This window comes from Psychrobacter sp. H26 (genome assembly GCF_059073035.1).
Map to the genome: position 1 here is coordinate 172,341 of NZ_JCACRW010000001.1, position 17,378 is coordinate 189,718.

Below are 17,378 nucleotides of genomic sequence, written 5' to 3' on the forward strand. Positions count from 1 at the left end.
ACTATTAGCACCCTTTCCATACCGCTTGGCGCTTCTCAATAAAAGCATCAATCCCTTCACCCACATCGTCTGCCATCATATTGCCCGTCATTACTTCACTAGCATAGTCATAAGCGTCTTCAACGCTCATACCCAGTTGCTTATAAAACATATCCTTGCCCGTTGTTACTGCTACTAGAGACTTGGCAGTGATGGCCGTTATCAGTGACTGTAGTGTTTGATCTAACTGCGCTATTGGCGCTACTCGATTGATTAACCCATAGTGTAAGGCAGTGTGCGCGTCGATAAATTCTCCTGTGATCAGCATCTCAAACGCTTGCTTGCGAGGTAAATTTCGACTGACCGCAACGGCAGGCGTGGAGCAAAATAGCCCCACATTTATTCCAGAGGTGGCAAACTTCGCATCATCAGCGGCAACGGCCAAGTCACAAGCTGCAACCAGCTGACATCCTGCCGCAGTGGCAATACCTTGTACTTTTGCGATAACGACTTGCGGCATACGGTTGATGGTAAGCATCATCTGGCTGCATTGTTGAAATAGGGCACGGTGAAACGCTTCATCGTCGCGTGCGCGCATTTGTTTTAGATTATGACCCGCACAGAATGCCTTGCCTGTCGCTTGAATGACGACAATTCTAATCGTGTCATCTGATGCGATACTGTCTAGCTCTATCTGCATGGTAGACAGAACTTCCACGGATAGGGTGTTGAATTGTTTGGGTTGGTTTAAGGTGAGAGTGACCACGCCGGTTTCTTTATGGTCTTCTCTAACCACCAAAAGGTCGTCTCTATCTAGAGTGGTGCCTAATTGAGTCATGTATCATCCTTGATAATGGGTTGGTTTAGAATTTTATATAATTAACTAAATAGTAGCATGGCTTATATTCTATACAGTAGATGAATGACATAGAAAGCCCACAAAAAAATAACGTACTCAGATAATGAGTACGCTATTGGTTTTTCAGTCAGATATAAGCTAAATCTATACTAAGTTAAGTTCATACTAAGCTGTATTTGTGCTGAACCTAGTATGCGCCTTCGCTATAGATAAGCTCGTAGCTATGGCTATATATCTCGACGATGTTACCGAACGGGTCTTCCATATAGATCATACGATACGGTTTTTCGCCAGGGTAGTAGTAGCGCGGTTTTTCCATACGTTTTTTACCACCTGCGGCAACCATACGCTCAGCCAGTTCTTCAACATTTGGATCTTGAACACAGAAATGAAAGATGCCCGTTTTCCAGTATTCAAAGTTATTTTCAGGGTTTTCTTGATTCTTAAATTCAAAAATCTCGACACCGATGCGATCACCAGTAGATAGGTGAGCGATACGAAAGCTTCCCCAACCTGCACCAAATACTTCAGTACACATCTCACCAATCGGACTGTCATCTTCGACAATCTCAGTTGGTTCCATGATGGTGTACCAACCCATCACTTCGGTATAAAATTTTACGGCAGCATCTAGGTCTGGGACTGATAGACCAATGTGCGAAAAGCTTCTTGGATAGACGTTATTCATAGTTTGTGCTCCTGTTTAATGTGCGTTTTCTTTAACGTGGAGCCAGTATACAAATACAGGTTAATTATGTAAAATTATCAAATATTATATAAATAAGTATGAAACGTAATGATAAACATCGCATGGCTACGTACTTTTTGCACGCTTGCTGAGGTCGGGCACTTTACGCGTACCGCTGAGCGCTTATACATGACGCAGTCGGGCGTGAGTCAGCACATACGTAAGTTAGAGGAGCAGTTGGATACGGATTTGTTGATTCGACAAGGTAAGCAGTTCTCACTGACCAATGCAGGTGAACAGCTTTATAAAGAAGCAGGCGAGATATTGCAGCGTCTATCAAATTTAGAGCAACGTATCGGTGAAGACCCGCCTTATGAAGGGTTGGTACGGCTAATGTCACCGGGTAGTGTAGGGCTTAAGCTATATCCAAAGCTTCTAAATCTACAGCAGCAACACCCACAGCTGGTGATTGATTATCGTTTTGCACCCAACTCAGATATTGAGCAAGCACTTGCCAACCATGAGATTGATATGGGTTTTATGACGGATATCTCAGATGATGAAACGGTTAGTTGCAAACCTATGGCGCAAGAAGCATTGATACTGGTGACACCTGCGACGACAATCGAGCCTAGCTGGGAGCAGCTTACCCAGCTTGGATTTATTGATCATCCGGATGGTGCCCATCATGCAGGCATGCTACTGACTGCCAACTATGAACAATTTCAGCATATCAATGATTTTAAGAAAAAAGGATTTTCTAATCAGATTGGTCTGATTCTAGAGCCTGTCAGCAGAGGAATAGGCTTTACGGTTTTACCTGCACATGCAGTAGCTGCTTACTCAAAGCCTGAGCTCATCAACAGCCATGCTTTACCAGTTGCCGTTAGCGAAACGCTATATTTGGCAGTCAGACGACAGCAGGTACTCTCTAATAGAATGCATACGGTCATTGATGATATCAAAAAATGGCTATAGATATGTTGAGGGTCAATCTTAAATGCACCGCTAGCAGGTATATAGGAGCGGTGCATCTAATATTTTTACGTTTAGTGCAAGCTATGGATTTGAGAGCGTTGCGCTACTTTAGGCTTTGGCCCAGCTTAATACTTGCAGCAATATTAGCAGCAGTAGTCTCAATATTGTTGTAAGCAGAGCCTAACACATTATCGATCGTATCGACTTTTTGGATACTCGGCATAACCACATCGAACTGGCTAGTTTGGGCAGGTTTTAGTCCATCGACGCTGCCGCAAATAGCGATGACAGGTGTGCGGCTAGCCTTAGCGATTTGGCTGATACCGCCTGCCACTTTACCCATAGCGGTTTGCGCATCGAGCTTACCTTCGCCAGTGATGACGAGATCAGCATCTGCGATATGCTGTGACAGGTGAGCCACTTCGGCAACCGTATCAAAGCCTGACTTTAGCTGAGCCTTAAAGAACGTCATCATCGCATAGCCAAGACCGCCAGCAGCGCCAGCGCCTTCAACGTATTGACAATCTTCGTAGCCATGCTGTCCACATATGGTAGCAAAGTGACTGAGCGCTTTATCTAATGTATTGACTTGCTCTGGACAAGCACCCTTTTGTGGGCCAAATACCGCACTTGCTCCCAGCAGACCACAGAGTGGATTGGTCACATCACAAGCAACTTCAAATACCGTGTCCGATATCTGTGCATGAAGGCTAGTATTATCGAGCTTATGTAGGCTAGCAAGTGCGCCGCCACCATGAGTAAGTAAGCTGTCATTGATATCATGAAATGTTATGCCTAGCGCCATTAGCATACCAAGACCTGCATCATTGGTTGCGCTACCACCTAGACCAATGACGATACGCTTAGCACCTTCTGCTAAGGCATTTTCGATCAGCTCTCCAACACCATAACTACTCGCAACAACGGGATTACGCTCATCAGCTGTCAATAGGTGCAATCCGCACGCTTGAGCCACTTCGATAACAGCTGTCGCGTCAGGCAATAACAGATATTTTGCCGTAATCGGTCTCATCAATGGGTCATGTACTCTGACTTCTTTCCAGCGTCCGCCCAATACATAAGACAATACTGCTGAGGTACCTTCGCCGCCATCAGCCATTGGCAACAGCTTATAGTCAGCATCTGGAAACACTTGGTTAAAACCAGACTGAATGGCACGGCAGACATCGAACGCTTCTAGACTTTCTTTAAACGAGTCAGGGGCAATCAAAATTTTCATACGGCTCTCTTTGAATATCTTAATGACACGATCATTGCGATGGTGTCATGTTTTAAAACGTTTACTTAGTAACAGCCAAATAAACGTCTGTAAAAACAGCTAATCTTAGAATTAGATAAATACTAGCGTCAATAACCAGATAAATACGATGCTGGTTACACCTTGGATACCAGTGGCCATTGAATGAGCTTTGTACGCTTGTGCCACGCTCATGCGACTAAACTGGCTCACAATCCAAAAGAAGCTGTCATTGGCATGTGAGATGGTCATGGCACCGGCACCGATTGCCATCACACAGAATACCCGACCAAGCTCGCTGTCTAGGCCGATTTGGTTTAGAAGAGGTGCGACCATTGCAGAAGTCGTAACCAATGCGACTGTGGTTGAGCCTTGCGCTGTTTTTAGCGCAGCAGAGACGATAAATGGCATAAAAATACCCAATCCTAAGGCAGATAGCGTTGAACCTAGGTAATCGCCAATCGGTGTCACTTTTAGCATGGCACCAAATGCGCCACCAGCACCAGTGATCAACAGGATAGGGGCAGCAACAACCAAACCTTGTGAGATACTATCGCTAATTTCTTGCGTTTTTTGGCTTGATTTGATTAGGAAGAACGATAAGAATAAGCCAATTAGTAGTGCTGTAAGTGGGTTACCAATGAATATTAAAATCTCAGCTACCATGCTACTGCCAAATGGTTCGCTTGGGAAATTAGCAATAGAAGATAAGCAGATCAAGATAATAGGAACAATAATAGGTAAAAACGCCATTGTCGCTGACGGTAAGTGACTATAATCATCACGAGTTTTCATGCCTTCAGGCATTGCTGCTGCTGGCGCGTTAGCCTCGTTTGTGTTGTCAGGTGTTGCATTGAGAAAACGGTTAGACCACCACCAGCCAGCTAGTACTGCAACTGCTGTCACGACCACACCGACCATGATGACCAAACCCAAGTTGGACTCTAGTCCTAAATTCCCCGCCGCCGCGATTGGACCTGGAGTAGGTGGTACGAAAGTATGAGTAGCATATAGACCCGTTGCCAAAGCAATACTCATCGCCACACTTGAGACGTTCAAGCGCTCAGCTAGAGATTCTTTTAGAGAGTTCAAGATGATATAGCCTGAGTCACAAAACACAGGTATTGATACCACCGCACCAACAATAGACATGGTCAACGTAGGGAAGCGCGGTCCCAACACTTTGATCACTGACTCTGCCATTACGATAGCAGCGCCTGTCTTTTCAAGGATTAAACCAATAATCGTACCAAATACAATAACTAGACCGATGTATCCTAAAATCCCACCGAAACCATCAGAGATTGTTTTTGCGACTGTATTGAGCGGTACTTGATAAAATAGCGCGACCAAAAAAGCAGATAGAATCAATACTAAAAAAGGATGCCACTTCAGTTTCGCAGTAGCGAAAATAATAAAAAGAATGGTCAGTACAAGCCAAAATACAATCATCACTGTCTCAATATGGTTTAGAACTTAATGGATTATTAATACAAATACAGTCAATTTTATATAAATCATATACGGCATCAGCGCTGCTCAGACTATATGTCATAGTGGCAGGAATCTTATTTGCACAGGTTTTTATATGAGTCATCTTGAACTGATTATAAACATGAATAACGATACGAAATTTTGAAGGGGCATATTCTATAGCAAATGGCGGCTACTAGGAAATATATTCAGCAGAAATATAGTGCTATTTCTATCCATGCCATATTGAAAAATAATATGGCTGTATCGGACTACTGTTTATTAAAGCCATTCTAAAAGAAAATCAACGTTTGTTCAAAGTATTTCATTGCATCGAAACTATTGAGGTCTATTTTATTAGAATAGGTTATATAGATAGGGCAAAAAAAACTGGCCACATGTAGTGACCAGTTTGTACTGATAAGAGATAATGTCTAACGCAATACTCATATCAAAGTTTTAGCCCAAAACAAGGTATGAACAAGCGGTATTTAAGCGATATGGTATTGAATCAACGAACACCTACATATGACTACGCGATTTTATCGAAAAACGCTTTGTTTGGCGTGGTTGATATCGTTGTATCAAAACTCACATGAATACCTTGTTCGTCGTGAGTGGCATACCAATGATCGTCATTATCACTCGTCAATAGTTGGAAGTACTTGTCATTGACGATTCTGCCTACTGTATAAATTTCACCTTCTAGGTAAATATCATTGCCTTGAATACATAGAAGCTTATCATCAGTGTATATTTCATTGTCTTTCATACTTGTGCGCCCTGTTGTAAATAAAACAGCAGAATATCAATCCTGCTGTTGATAATAAAGACGATTATATAGGCACTATCTTATTGTTTGGTATACCATTTTTAAGGTAGTTGTAGCAAATAGTTGCTATATCATTACATAGGTAACATCGCCGTTAGGACAGTATTTTTTTAAGTAACTTATAACCGACTAATATTTAGCCGACTAATATTGAATTGAATTTCGATCTATCAGAATAGCGCTGCGCAAGACGACAGTAAACTAGTCTATAATTAATCAAAAACCGTACACAATAAAAAAACCAGCAACACAAGGCTGCTGGTTTTTTAGATAAATCTAACTGTCTAAAGAATTACTCTTCAGAGTAGTCTTCTTCAGATTCTTCTTCGTCAGCTGAATCTTCGTTGTTACCATCTTCAGAAAGAATAGTAACTAAGATGCTAGCAGTAACGTCATGGTGTAGCTGAATATCAACATTGTATTCGCCAATTTGACGTAGAGTGCCTTCAGGTAGCTTGATTTCAGCACGGTCAACTTCTAGACCTGAGTTAGTCAATGCTTCAGCGATATCGCGAGTACCGATAGAACCGAATAGCTTGCCTTCGTCACCTGATTTAGCACGCATGATAACATTAACGTCAGTTAGTGCATCAGCACGCTCTTGAGCAACAGCGATCTCTTTTGCTTCTTCAGCTTCAAGCTCAGCACGACGTGCTTCGAACTTTTCGATGTTAGCTTTAGTAGCAGGTAGAGCGCGGCCCTGAGGGATAAGAAAGTTACGTCCGTAACCTGGTTTTACATCGACAGTTTCACCGAGTTTACCAAGGTTGACGATACGCTGTAACAAAATAATTTGCATGAGTCATTCCTAGTTAGCGGTTAACCTTGATGGTTATCAGTGTATGGAAGTAGCGATAAATAACGAGCTTGCTTGATAGCAGTCGCTAGTTGACGCTGATATTTAGTAGATGTACCAGTAATACGGCTAGGTACGATTTTACCATTATCACTAATATACTGTTTTAGCAATTCAACATCTTTATAGTCGATGTGAGTGATGCCTTCAGCAGTGAAACGGCAGAATTTGCGACGGCGATAGAAACGTGCCATGAGTATTCTCCTTTAATTAGTCTTCACTGTTGTCGTTGTCGTCATTATCGTTTTCACGATTGTCTGGACGACGAGTAGTTGCTTTGCGTGCGCGTTTTTCATCGGCATTCTTGGCTAACTGCGACTCTTCAGTGACAGCTTCGTCACGGCGCATAACTAGACTACGAATGATCGCGTCGTTATAGCGGAATAATTCTTCAAGTTCAGCTAAAGTCTCGCCGTCAGTTTCAATGTTGAAAAGAACGTAATGAGCTTTGTGAATCTTGTTAATTGGGTAAGCCAGTTGACGACGGCCCCAATCTTCTAGACGGTGGATAACACCGTTGTTGTCTTGAACTAACTTGATGTAGCGCTCAACCATGCCGACCACTTGGTCGCTTTGGTCTGGGTGTACAAGTAACACCAGTTCGTAATGTCGCATTATGACTCCTTACGGATTAGTAGCTATTAACCCTATGTTAATAGCAAGGAGATTTATAAGGTAAGCCCTAATTCCTAAAAATATAATAAGAAAAAAGCTTAGTTTATAAAGCGCCGTATTATAACAGTACTCGGTGATTAACACAAAGGTTAATCACCAAGCTGTTGCCAATAAGATATAAAAAGAGGATAAATAATCTCTGCCAAATAAAAAAGCCACGGTTATACGCAGCTTTTTTATAGTAACCACAAGAAAAAATAGAGACAGTATTGGTAATCGAGTATAAAAAAGATTTACTTCGTTTTAGACTTTTTTTCTAACTGGCTACTGTCCGCTTTGACGACTAAGGTTTTGGCAAGTTTGTCATGCCAGCCCATATTCTGAGGGTTTCTTGATGCCATATAATAATGAATAGCGATAATCACAAAACCTAAAAAGCTGGTAAATGAAAACAGCAAGTTGTAGATGATGAATAACAGTAATGTACGCGTACCAATAAGCTTGATGAACGAAGGCAGTCGATGCGTGGTTTGATCCACCACTCGAATACCAGTAATCAGTTTGCCTAGTGATTGACCGCGCATGGCAATAAATAACAATTGCAAAGCAAATAGTCCAAATACCATCACTTGCGACATCATTAACGTGCTACTAGGAAGGCTTTCCATCAGCGTCATTGAATATTGATAGGCGGCGTCCATGTCTTGGATGTTTTGGAACTTGGTGTAATCCACATCCAATTTGGTCAATGCCATGACCAATGGCAAAATGGCTAAGACATAAAGTAAACCATTTAATGCCGTTGCCAATACACGCGACATAATAGGCGCGAGCACGACGTTACCCACGGTTTTGTCTGCGGCCGTCTTTTTGAGATTGGATTTGTTCAACGATACATTGTTATGCGGCGTTTGATGACGATTGGTCGTCATATCTGCCTTGACGCTTTTGGGACGTTCAGGCTTGCCGTACAACCTATCTAGTGAGACAGACTTATCTTCTTGACCACTCGCACTATTAGCATTGTCTTCAGGAAACACGGTTACATTGTTGATAATGGAATCGTTGTTTTCAGAACGACCACTAGCAGTAGGTCTATAAGCCGCTTGGTTGTTGGTGAGATTGCCTACACGTTGCCATTGGCTCAGGCCTTCATGCCACATCAAATCATCTAGCAGTACTTCACCAGAGGCGAGCATAATATTCAGCTGATCCAAATCATATGGGCCAGCTTGTACGTTATTTCGAGCAAGGAAAATCTGCATAATTGCCTGCATAGTTAGTCATGTCTTAACACATTATATTAGGGTCTATTTGAAAAAATCAAATAGACCCTAATAGTGGTATCTTTAATGACTGTGTGAATTACCCCAGTAACTTAATACTGTGACTTAGCATAGTGAGTCAATATAGTTACTTAACACAATGATCACTTAACACAGTGACTTACTGTGCTTCTTCACCAGCTAAGAAGAACCAAGTATCTAGTACCGAATCTGGGTTCAATGATACTGAGCTGATGCCTTGCTCCATGAGCCAGAATGCTAGATCTGGATGATCTGATGGACCCTGACCACAGATACCAACATATTTGTTCTGTTTACGGCAGGCGTCAATAGCCATCGTCAATAGCTTCTTAACCGCAGGGTCACGCTCATCAAATAGATGTGAGACGATGCCTGAGTCACGATCAAGACCAAGCGTTAGCTGAGTCAAATCGTTAGAACCAATAGAGAAACCATCGAAGTGCTCTAGGAACTCTTCTGCGAGTAAGGCGTTGGTTGGTAGTTCACACATCATAATGACGCGTAGACCATTTTCGCCGCGTTTTAGACCATTCTTTTCAAGTAGCTCAATTACTTGTGCTGCTTCGTCAGTGGTACGGACAAATGGGATCATGATCTCAACATTGGTCAGACCCATCTCATCACGAACACGTTTTAGTGCTTTACACTCAAGCTCAAAGCAATCACGGAAGTTATCAGAGACATAACGGCTAGCACCGCGGAAACCAAGCATTGGGTTTTCTTCTGATGGCTCGTATAACTTACCACCTAGTAGGTTAGCGTATTCGTTTGATTTGAAATCTGACATACGAACGATAACTGGCTGATCCATAAAGGCAACGGCTAGGGTTGAGATACCTTCAACCAATTTATCAACGTAGAAATCAACAGGTGAGGCATAGCCTGCAATACGCTCTTGGATTGCTTGTGAGATCTCACGTGGCAAGCTGTTCATGTTTAGTAGTGCTTTTGGATGCACACCAATCATACGGTTGATGATGAACTCTAGACGTGCAAGACCAATACCTTCGTTTGGCATTTGGGTGAATGAGAATGCGCGATCTGGGTTACCAACGTTCATCATCACTTTAAATGCAAGATCTGGCATAGACTCAACAGAGTTGGTCTGTACTTCAAAATCAATTTGGCTCTCATAAATGAAACCAGTATCACCTTCAGCACAAGACGCAGTCACGTCTTGACCATCAACCAATAACTCAGTGGCGTTACCACAACCAACGATAGCTGGCACACCTAGCTCACGCGCGATAATAGCCGCATGACACGTACGACCACCACGGTTAGTGATGATAGCAGAAGCGCGCTTCATAACTGGCTCCCAATCCGGATCAGTCATGTCTGATACCAGTACGTCGCCTTCTTCTACTTTGTCCATCTCGTTTAGGTTGCTAACGATACGCACTTTACCTGAACCGATACGTTGACCGATTGAGCGACCTTCACACAACACTTTTGCGCCAGTCGTGTCGATGACATAACGCTCCATGACATTGCTGTCTTGACGGCTCTTAACAGTCTCAGGACGTGCTTGAACAATAAATATTTCACCGCTATCACCGTCTTTTGCCCATTCGATGTCCATTGCATGACCATAATGCTGTTCAATGGTTACCGCTTGCTTTGCAAGTGAGGTCAGCTCTTCAGTAGATAAAGAGAATTGCATACGCTCTTGCTTTTCAACATCGACAGTTTTCACTGATTTAGCCGTGCTGCCTTCATCACCATAAACCATTTTCTTATGTTTGCTACCTAGATTACGGCGAATCACTGACGGCTTACCATCAGCTAGCAGACGTTTTGAGATATAAAACTCATCTGGGTTAACCGCGCCCTGTACAACCATCTCACCTAGACCGTAGCTTGAGGTGATGAATACCACTTGATCAAAACCACTTTCGGTATCTAGCGTAAACATAACACCAGCAGCGCCAGTTTCTGAACGCACCATACGCTGTACAGCCGCAGACAAGGCAACGCCTTCATGCTCAAAACCTTTGTGTACACGATAAGAGATGGCACGGTCGTTATATAAAGAGGCAAATACTTCTTTAATAGCGATTAGGACGTTATCAATACCACGAATGTTCAAGAAGGTTTCTTGCTGACCGGCAAATGATGCATCTGGCAAATCTTCAGCAGTCGCAGAAGAACGGACAGCAACCGCGATGTCTTCGCCGCCACTCATGGTTTCAAATGATTGACGTACTTCTTGCTCAAGATCTTTTGGCAGCTCTTGTTCAATAATCCAAGTACGGATCTTTTTACCTGTTTCCGCAAGTTTTTTAACATCATCAACATCTAGTGTTTTTAGCTCATTGTTGATTTTGTCAAGCAAGCCTGTTTCTGTCAAAAAGCGATTGAAAGCATTTGAAGTGGTGGCAAAACCGCCTGGAACACTAACGCCTAAATCAGATAGATGGCTGATCATTTCACCAAGAGAGGCATTCTTGCCGCCAACCATTTCGATATCGTCTTTTCCTAGCTGATCAAGATTGATTACAAGTGCTGTAGATTGCGCTGCCATGATAACTCCAGAAAATAAGGTTATTTAGTAAAGATTATAACGGTGAATTATACCGCCATATTATGAGGATTTCGAGGGGTTTGACCAAAAAACTTGTTAAAAATACACAAATTGTAGGAATTGCCACATAAATTTTGGTAAGTGGCTGAGGTTTTTTTCTCTAAAAGCACAAAAAATATCAACAGTATCAGTAATGGTATGTGCTTGTTGAGTGCTTATAATTGTCAAGAAATTTGAAGATGAGTGCATTCGAGCGACGGTATTCGAGTATTCTCACAACTTCTATTTCTACATAAAAGGTTCAGTAATAAAAACATTTAATGAGTAGTCAGTTGAAGGTAATGATTGCGTGAAAAACCGTGTTGGTTCTAAGTGTGCGCCTGTAACATTGATTTCTATTAAGGGCTTAATATGCGTATAATGTAGCGCATAGATAGGTGATGTGCATGGTTCTATCAATGTGCGATACAGATGCTGCTGTGTATCTCGTTCAAGAGCAATCATTGAGTACTTAAATAGCTAATCAGGTAACTCAATTAAGTCGCCAAATTTAGATAAACGCTATCAAATCATCACTAGAAGCTAAATGAAGATCATTATTGAGTTTTCAACCAAGGTGTCAACGTCATGTACTCAAGCAATCCATCTGAACAAGTCAAGTCCACTATCCAAAACCATCACGCACTTAACTTGGACAGCTCACAAGCCATCAGAACGGCATTTTTCATCTCAGATGGCACAGCGATTACTGCTGAGACATTGGGTCGCGCTATTTTAAGTCAGTTTGCTTCAGTGCCTTTTGAAACGCGTGTCTTGCCATACGTTGACAGCCTAGAGCGTGCTGAAGACGCAGTCGAGCAAATCAATATGGCCTATCAGCGCGATGGCTCACTGCCGCTGGTGTTCGATACTATCGTTAATTCAGAGATCCGCGAAAAAATCAACTCAGCCCACAGCTGTAACTTGGACATGTATGAGGGATTAATAGGACGCGTTGCAGAAGAAACCGGCGTTGAGCCAGATGGTCACTCTGGTCATGCGCACGACGACGTTGACTCTGAAACCTACAAAGAGCGTATCGATGCGGTTCATTTTGCTTTGGACAATGACGATGGAGCGCGTACTCGCCACTATAATGCAGCAGATATTATCTTAGTGGGGGTGTCACGTTCTGGTAAGACACCGACATCGCTATACTTGGCATTACAGTTTGGTATTCGAGCGGCAAACTATCCTTTGACCGAAGATGATTTGTACGACAATCAGTTGCCAAAAGCATTACGTGAGCACAAAGATAAATTGTTTGGCTTGCTCATTGATACCGATCGCTTAGTAAAAATCCGCCAAGAGCGCCGTGCGGGCAGTCGTTATTCCAGCTATCAACAATGTCAGCAAGAGCAGCGTGCGATACAAGGTATCTATATCACTCATGGTATTCCAAGCTTGGACGTATCGGAGATGTCTGTTGAAGAGATTGCCACCCGTATCTTGCAAATGACTGGTCTTAAGCGCCGTATTGGCTGATAAATTATTACTTTGTAGTGCGCAATACGTATCAAGATTGCAATAAAGATATCCATACTTTATGGTGGCGTGATTTTACTAAGCTAATTTTATCAACCTATGTAGATCGTAAAAACTCACTCCCATACAAACCTATTCATATAATCAATAAATAAATAAAGAGGACATCATGGTAAGTAAAAGTGCAAGCGACGCGACCAATGATACTGGTAAAGATATTCATACCGAAGTATCTAATAAAGAGAACGGTCGCACGCCCAACCCTGAACATACCGAAGGTAAAGACAAAAAACAAAAAATTGAACAAACCCACGAGCAAGTTACTGATGATGTCATGCACCATCCAGACCTTATCAACCCGCTCGATGACACCCGTATCGATATTCAATCGGGTTTTGCCAAAGACTCTCGTCGCCTAAAAAGCGACAATCACGACTATGAATACGATGTAGTGGTATTGGGTGCAGGACCAGCTGGCGAGGCCGCTGCTATGAAACTTACCAAATCTGGTAAAAGAGTCGTGGTAGTCGATCCGCGCGATCAGGTGGGTGGTAACTCGACTCATGTAGGTACGATCCCGAGTAAAGCGCTGCGCCAATCGGTATTTAATTTGATTAATTTTCGCCGTGATCCAATGTTCACCAAAGCGATGGAGTATAAGCAGGTTCCGCTGAATAAAGTGCTTGCCAACGCTCGTCAAGTGATACGCCGTCAAGTGAACACGCATACGGGTTTTTATGAGCGTAACCGTATTGAAGTCATTCAAGGGTGGGGCAGCTTTGTTGACAAACATACTCTGCGTGTTGAAACTGATGACAATGTGTTTGAAACCATCACCTTTAATAAAGCTATCGTAACGGTCGGTAGTCGTCCATATCGTCCTGATATCTTAGACTTCAATCATCCGCGCGTTTTTGATTCTGATAAGATCCTACAGATGGATTATATCGTCAAAAAAATCATCATCTATGGTGCTGGCGTGATCGGCTGTGAATACGCTTCCATTTTTACTGGTCTTGGTTATAAAGTGGATCTGATCAACAACCAAGATCAGTTGCTCAACTACCTCGATAGCGAGATTAGCGATGCCATCGCGCACGATTTTAGACAGTTCGGTGTGCTCATTCGAAGTAACGAAGAAATTGATCATCTTGAGACCCATGATGACTGCGTAATCCTACATCTCAAAAGCGGTAAGAAAATCAAATCAGATGCCATACTGTGGTCAAATGGACGCTCAGGTAACACTGAAGGTCTAAACCTAGAAGCTATTGGGCTAAAAGCGAACAGCCGTGGTCAGCTAAAAGTTGATGATACTTATCGCACTGATGTTGATAATATCTATGCAGCAGGCGATGTGATCGGTTGGCCATCATTAGCATCAGCGGCATATGACCAAGGACGCTGTGCGGCTGCATTTATGGTTGGCGACAGTGATGCTGAACCTGTATCTAGCGTACCAACGGGTATCTATACGATCCCTGAGATTTCTTGTATTGGCAAAACCGAGCAAGAGCTGACAGATGAGAAAGTACCTTACGAGGTCGGTCAAGCTTTCTTTAAGCATCTGGCTCGCGCACAAATCATTGGTGAGCGTACAGGCGTACTAAAGATACTATTCCATCGTGAGACGCTAGAGATTTTGGGTATTCACTGCTACGGTAACCATGCATCAGAGATTATCCATATCGGACAAGCGGTTATGAAGTGTAACAATACGCTTGAGTACTTCGTTAATACCACCTTTAACTATCCAACAATGGCAGAGGCGTATCGTGTTGCGGCGCTCAATGGTTTGAACCGAGTGTTCTAACGATTCCTTTAACTGCTTAGAAAGCTTTAACGTTTGGAAGTACAAGGTTCGGAAGTACAACGTTTAGAAGTAACAAGCTTGGAAGTATAAAGTCCTTTCCATAAAAAGCGCCTGCTAATAATAGCAGGCGCTTTTTCGTCAGGGTGTTGAGCTCATTTGCTGTCAAGCACTGTAAGTGGATTGTCTTTGTGGTATACGTTTGCGTAAAAGCAGTAATAAGGCAAAGTAAAATAGCCATAAGCCTGCCAGTGCATAAAATCCAATAGCAACTTGGGACACGTTGGCACCCATTTGGTTCAGCTGTACAGAGGTATTGATCGCAGGGGTCGTGGGCACGACCCAGCGTATGACTTGTAATATCTGAGGCAACTGGTCTGCTGGCCATGGGTAGCCACTCAAGAAAAATATCGGTAGCGAAACAAAGATTAAGATTTGCATGCTGCGTTCTCGTTGCCGGAACCATAGCCCAAGCACGCAGCCGAGCGTGGCGACCGTCGGGCAAAATAATGCCAAAAACAATAACGTACCAAGCATGTTTTGACCACGTGGATAATGGTGAAGCTCAAACGCCCAGCCATAATAAAAACAGCCGACGATAAAGCTTAGCGTGCTTAGCGCTCCGATGCGTCCTAGCCAGCCACGTATGCTCGTCGCATGGCGGCGTTGCTCATACCATGTGCCAATCAGCATCGCTGTCGCCATCAATAACGTCTGCTGCAAGATAATGACAGAGACAGCTGGCACGACATAAGCACCATAGCCTTCAGTTTGGTTATACAGCGGTATGATACGTAGCGGTATTGCTTGCGTGCTCTGTGCGGCAGTGGGTGCATAAGCCCCTTTCGCAACGGCCTTCTTTACCTTTATACCTGCTGATACCGTACCCACTGCTTGAGAGAAGCCCAGCTGAACATTTTTATTCAGGATAAAATAGCCACCATTACCCAAAACACTGACATGGGCTTGTTGCCCTGATAGTACTTGCGCTTCAAGCCCACTAGGTATCACCATATAACCTGCAATTTTATTGGACCACATGGCTTCTTTGGCGGCTTGCTCATTGACAAAACGCTCGGTATCTAAATAAGGGCTCGAGCTTGAGTAACGAGCGAGCGTACGCGATAAGTTGCTATTGTCATAATCGATGATACCTACCGGCACATGATTGACCACCTCAGTAGAATAAGGCCACGGATAAAAGAAGCCATAAATAATAGGGGCGATGATCAACATCAGCAAGATGCCTTTATCCCCAAAAATATCTTTAAGCGTTTGGACAAAGCTTGTCCAGAACGACGGTGATGGCGAAGACTTTGTTGATTCAGATTTTTTGAGATTGGGGTTGGATCGTATTGACATTAGCGTGCTCCCCAACGTTCAGGATGTGCCAATGCACGTTTGGTTAATAATGTGGCTAGTAGCAGTGCTATGATCATAGCAAGGGTGAGACCGTAGACACCAGGCAGGGATATAGCAATGGGTGCTTGCATCTGCAGTTGTGCAATATGAAGCTTGAGATAATGCGTCAGTGGTAGGATATTTGACCAGTACTGCGCGCTATCACTAATCGCAATATAAGGGAAGGTCACACCAGCAAAGGCATAAGAAGGCGCTGAGATAAAACCAGTAGCGGACAGCCCCATACGTAGAGAAAAAGCATTCAACGTAAAGATCGCACCCAGCCAAAACGAGAGTGTCATTAGGCATAACAAACCTGCGTAGACCACAGCAAAAGAAGCTATGCTTATAGCTTGGTTCGAAGTTGCCAACCACAGGATCATAGCCGACCATATACTATAGGCCAGCATTGGCCAAAAATATTTACCTAATAAACCAAACAACAATACTGACATGCTGATTGCCTGTGGCGTTTGTAAGGTTGATGCTACCGTAGCATTATGGCTGCTGTTATTGACACTATCCTGCTTGGTGAAAGGCGCGGTTGGTGTTTTCGAATATTGAGGTGACGTTCGTCCAGGATTTTTGGTATCAATAAAACGATACCAACGACCAATATTTTTATCACGTAGCTCACGTCCAATGGTCGTTGCACCAACAACCATTGCCAGTATATGTAGTAGGGCAGGTATTACGGTTGAGGCCAAAAACTGCTGATAATTGGTGGCCGCATTGAACAGACTGATACGTTGAATACTGATAGGCGCGTAAGCAGTCGAGGCTTGTGATGGTGCTATGCCTTGCTTGACCAATCGCTGTATCTCGACGCCTGCAGACAGTGTACTTGCAACTGCTTGAACACTCGTTTGGATAATGCCAGAGTGAGTACCATACTGTGCGTTTACTTGTAGTGTGAGTGGCGCAGGTGTATTCGATAGAATATGGCGAGAGAAGTCTTCAGGAATCGTCACGACTGCGTAAATATCGCGTTGCAATATCGCAGCCTCGGCCTCTGCTTGAGAATAATACAACTGCCTGACTGTGAGCGTAGGACTGGCTTCTAAGTAGCGTACGGCAGTATTGGCCATCGCACTATTGTCTTGATCGATAATGCCTATAGGCAAATCAGTAATCTGAGTCTGTGAAAATATCCACCAAATAAGTAGGACGGTTGCCAGCGGTATCCATACCACCATGCTAAGGTCCCACTGGTTTTTGGTCAAAAATCGCCGCTCATAGGCTGCACTGCGCAAAAACGCCTCAATTAAGCGCAT

General features: G+C 43.3%; 15 protein-coding genes. 3 read left to right on the plus strand and 12 right to left on the minus strand.

Annotated elements, in window-relative coordinates:
* Positions 1–4: 4 nt before the first annotated feature.
* Together AC5JPT_RS00895 and AC5JPT_RS00900 are read right to left on the minus strand one after the other, a co-directional pair.
* Positions 5–817 carry an enoyl-CoA hydratase gene (locus tag AC5JPT_RS00895; RefSeq protein ID WP_493856734.1) on the minus strand — a complete coding sequence of 271 codons (813 nt, stop codon included), beginning with the start codon at positions 815–817 and terminating at the stop codon, positions 5–7.
* Positions 818–1,025: 208 nt separating this feature from the next.
* Entirely contained in the window at positions 1,026–1,526 is a 501-nt protein-coding gene (locus AC5JPT_RS00900) for a lactoylglutathione lyase family protein (protein WP_101205448.1), read from the minus strand.
* A gap of 108 nt (positions 1,527–1,634) precedes the next feature.
* Between AC5JPT_RS00900 and AC5JPT_RS00905 the strand changes: the two genes are divergently transcribed.
* The gene (locus AC5JPT_RS00905) at positions 1,635–2,504 is read left to right on the plus strand and encodes a LysR family transcriptional regulator (protein WP_493856735.1); all 870 of its coding nucleotides are present in this window, start codon (positions 1,635–1,637) and stop codon (positions 2,502–2,504) included.
* 103 nt (positions 2,505–2,607) lie between these two features.
* Here the strand turns inward: AC5JPT_RS00905 and AC5JPT_RS00910 are convergent, their stop codons facing one another.
* From AC5JPT_RS00910 to ppsA, 8 genes are all read right to left on the minus strand, one after another.
* Entirely contained in the window at positions 2,608–3,744 is a 1,137-nt protein-coding gene (locus AC5JPT_RS00910; RefSeq protein WP_493856736.1) for a glycerate kinase, read from the minus strand.
* Positions 3,745–3,855: 111 nt separating this feature from the next.
* Positions 3,856–5,214, minus strand: a complete 1,359-nt coding sequence (locus AC5JPT_RS00915; RefSeq protein WP_493856737.1) for a GntP family permease — start codon at positions 5,212–5,214, stop codon at positions 3,856–3,858.
* Positions 5,215–5,767: 553 nt separating this feature from the next.
* On the minus strand, positions 5,768–6,007 hold the full coding sequence (locus AC5JPT_RS00920) for a hypothetical protein (RefSeq protein WP_493843409.1): 240 nt from the start codon (positions 6,005–6,007) through the stop codon (positions 5,768–5,770).
* Positions 6,008–6,359: 352 nt separating this feature from the next.
* Positions 6,360–6,866, minus strand: coding sequence for a 50S ribosomal protein L9 (rplI, locus tag AC5JPT_RS00925; RefSeq protein ID WP_493852668.1), 507 nt, complete (start codon positions 6,864–6,866; stop codon positions 6,360–6,362).
* Between the two features lie 20 nt (positions 6,867–6,886).
* Positions 6,887–7,117: a 30S ribosomal protein S18 gene (gene rpsR, locus AC5JPT_RS00930; protein WP_010198808.1), complete on the minus strand. Its 231-nt coding sequence runs from the start codon at positions 7,115–7,117 to the stop codon at positions 6,887–6,889.
* Between the two features lie 16 nt (positions 7,118–7,133).
* Positions 7,134–7,538 carry a 30S ribosomal protein S6 gene (gene rpsF, locus AC5JPT_RS00935; protein ID WP_101205443.1) on the minus strand — a complete coding sequence of 135 codons (405 nt, stop codon included), beginning with the start codon at positions 7,536–7,538 and terminating at the stop codon, positions 7,134–7,136.
* A gap of 293 nt (positions 7,539–7,831) precedes the next feature.
* Positions 7,832–8,815, minus strand: coding sequence for an RDD family protein (locus AC5JPT_RS00940; RefSeq protein ID WP_493856738.1), 984 nt, complete (start codon positions 8,813–8,815; stop codon positions 7,832–7,834).
* A gap of 169 nt (positions 8,816–8,984) precedes the next feature.
* Positions 8,985–11,369: a phosphoenolpyruvate synthase gene (ppsA, locus tag AC5JPT_RS00945; RefSeq protein WP_493856739.1), complete on the minus strand. Its 2,385-nt coding sequence runs from the start codon at positions 11,367–11,369 to the stop codon at positions 8,985–8,987.
* Positions 11,370–11,996: 627 nt separating this feature from the next.
* On the opposite strand from ppsA, the gene ppsR reads away from it, so the two are divergent.
* Positions 11,997–12,893 (plus strand): posphoenolpyruvate synthetase regulatory kinase/phosphorylase PpsR, encoded by an 897-nt coding sequence (ppsR, locus tag AC5JPT_RS00950; protein WP_443524279.1) that lies wholly within the window; start codon positions 11,997–11,999, stop codon positions 12,891–12,893.
* A gap of 169 nt (positions 12,894–13,062) precedes the next feature.
* Positions 13,063–14,706, plus strand: a complete 1,644-nt coding sequence (gene sthA / locus AC5JPT_RS00955) for a Si-specific NAD(P)(+) transhydrogenase (protein WP_319050212.1) — start codon at positions 13,063–13,065, stop codon at positions 14,704–14,706.
* Between the two features lie 162 nt (positions 14,707–14,868).
* On the opposite strand, the gene AC5JPT_RS00960 is transcribed toward sthA, so the two are convergent.
* Positions 14,869–16,065 carry an ABC transporter permease gene (locus AC5JPT_RS00960; RefSeq protein WP_493856740.1) on the minus strand — a complete coding sequence of 399 codons (1,197 nt, stop codon included), beginning with the start codon at positions 16,063–16,065 and terminating at the stop codon, positions 14,869–14,871.
* Positions 16,065–17,378, minus strand: coding sequence for an ABC transporter permease (locus AC5JPT_RS00965; protein ID WP_493856741.1), 1,314 nt, complete (start codon positions 17,376–17,378; stop codon positions 16,065–16,067). The genes AC5JPT_RS00960 and AC5JPT_RS00965 overlap by 1 nt, the downstream gene beginning before the upstream one ends.

Bases quoted from the DNA above. Each gene is read 5' to 3' on its own strand.
- AC5JPT_RS00895 (WP_493856734.1), bottom strand. From the start codon at position 817: ATGACTCAATTAGGCACCACTCTAGATAGAGACGACCTTTTGGTGGTT.
- AC5JPT_RS00900 (WP_101205448.1), bottom strand. From the start codon at position 1,526: ATGAATAACGTCTATCCAAGAAGCTTTTCGCACATTGGTCTATCAGTC.
- AC5JPT_RS00905 (WP_493856735.1), top strand. From the start codon at position 1,635: ATGATAAACATCGCATGGCTACGTACTTTTTGCACGCTTGCTGAGGTC.
- AC5JPT_RS00910 (WP_493856736.1), bottom strand. From the start codon at position 3,744: ATGAAAATTTTGATTGCCCCTGACTCGTTTAAAGAAAGTCTAGAAGCG.
- AC5JPT_RS00915 (WP_493856737.1), bottom strand. From the start codon at position 5,214: ATGATTGTATTTTGGCTTGTACTGACCATTCTTTTTATTATTTTCGCT.
- AC5JPT_RS00920 (WP_493843409.1), bottom strand. From the start codon at position 6,007: ATGAAAGACAATGAAATATACACTGATGATAAGCTTCTATGTATTCAA.
- rplI (WP_493852668.1), bottom strand. From the start codon at position 6,866: ATGCAAATTATTTTGTTACAGCGTATCGTCAACCTTGGTAAACTCGGT.
- rpsR (WP_010198808.1), bottom strand. From the start codon at position 7,117: ATGGCACGTTTCTATCGCCGTCGCAAATTCTGCCGTTTCACTGCTGAA.
- rpsF (WP_101205443.1), bottom strand. From the start codon at position 7,538: ATGCGACATTACGAACTGGTGTTACTTGTACACCCAGACCAAAGCGAC.
- AC5JPT_RS00940 (WP_493856738.1), bottom strand. From the start codon at position 8,815: ATGCAGGCAATTATGCAGATTTTCCTTGCTCGAAATAACGTACAAGCT.
- ppsA (WP_493856739.1), bottom strand. From the start codon at position 11,369: ATGGCAGCGCAATCTACAGCACTTGTAATCAATCTTGATCAGCTAGGA.
- ppsR (WP_443524279.1), top strand. From the start codon at position 11,997: ATGTACTCAAGCAATCCATCTGAACAAGTCAAGTCCACTATCCAAAAC.
- sthA (WP_319050212.1), top strand. From the start codon at position 13,063: ATGGTAAGTAAAAGTGCAAGCGACGCGACCAATGATACTGGTAAAGAT.
- AC5JPT_RS00960 (WP_493856740.1), bottom strand. From the start codon at position 16,065: ATGTCAATACGATCCAACCCCAATCTCAAAAAATCTGAATCAACAAAG.
- AC5JPT_RS00965 (WP_493856741.1), bottom strand. From the start codon at position 17,378: ATGCGCTTAATTGAGGCGTTTTTGCGCAGTGCAGCCTATGAGCGGCGA.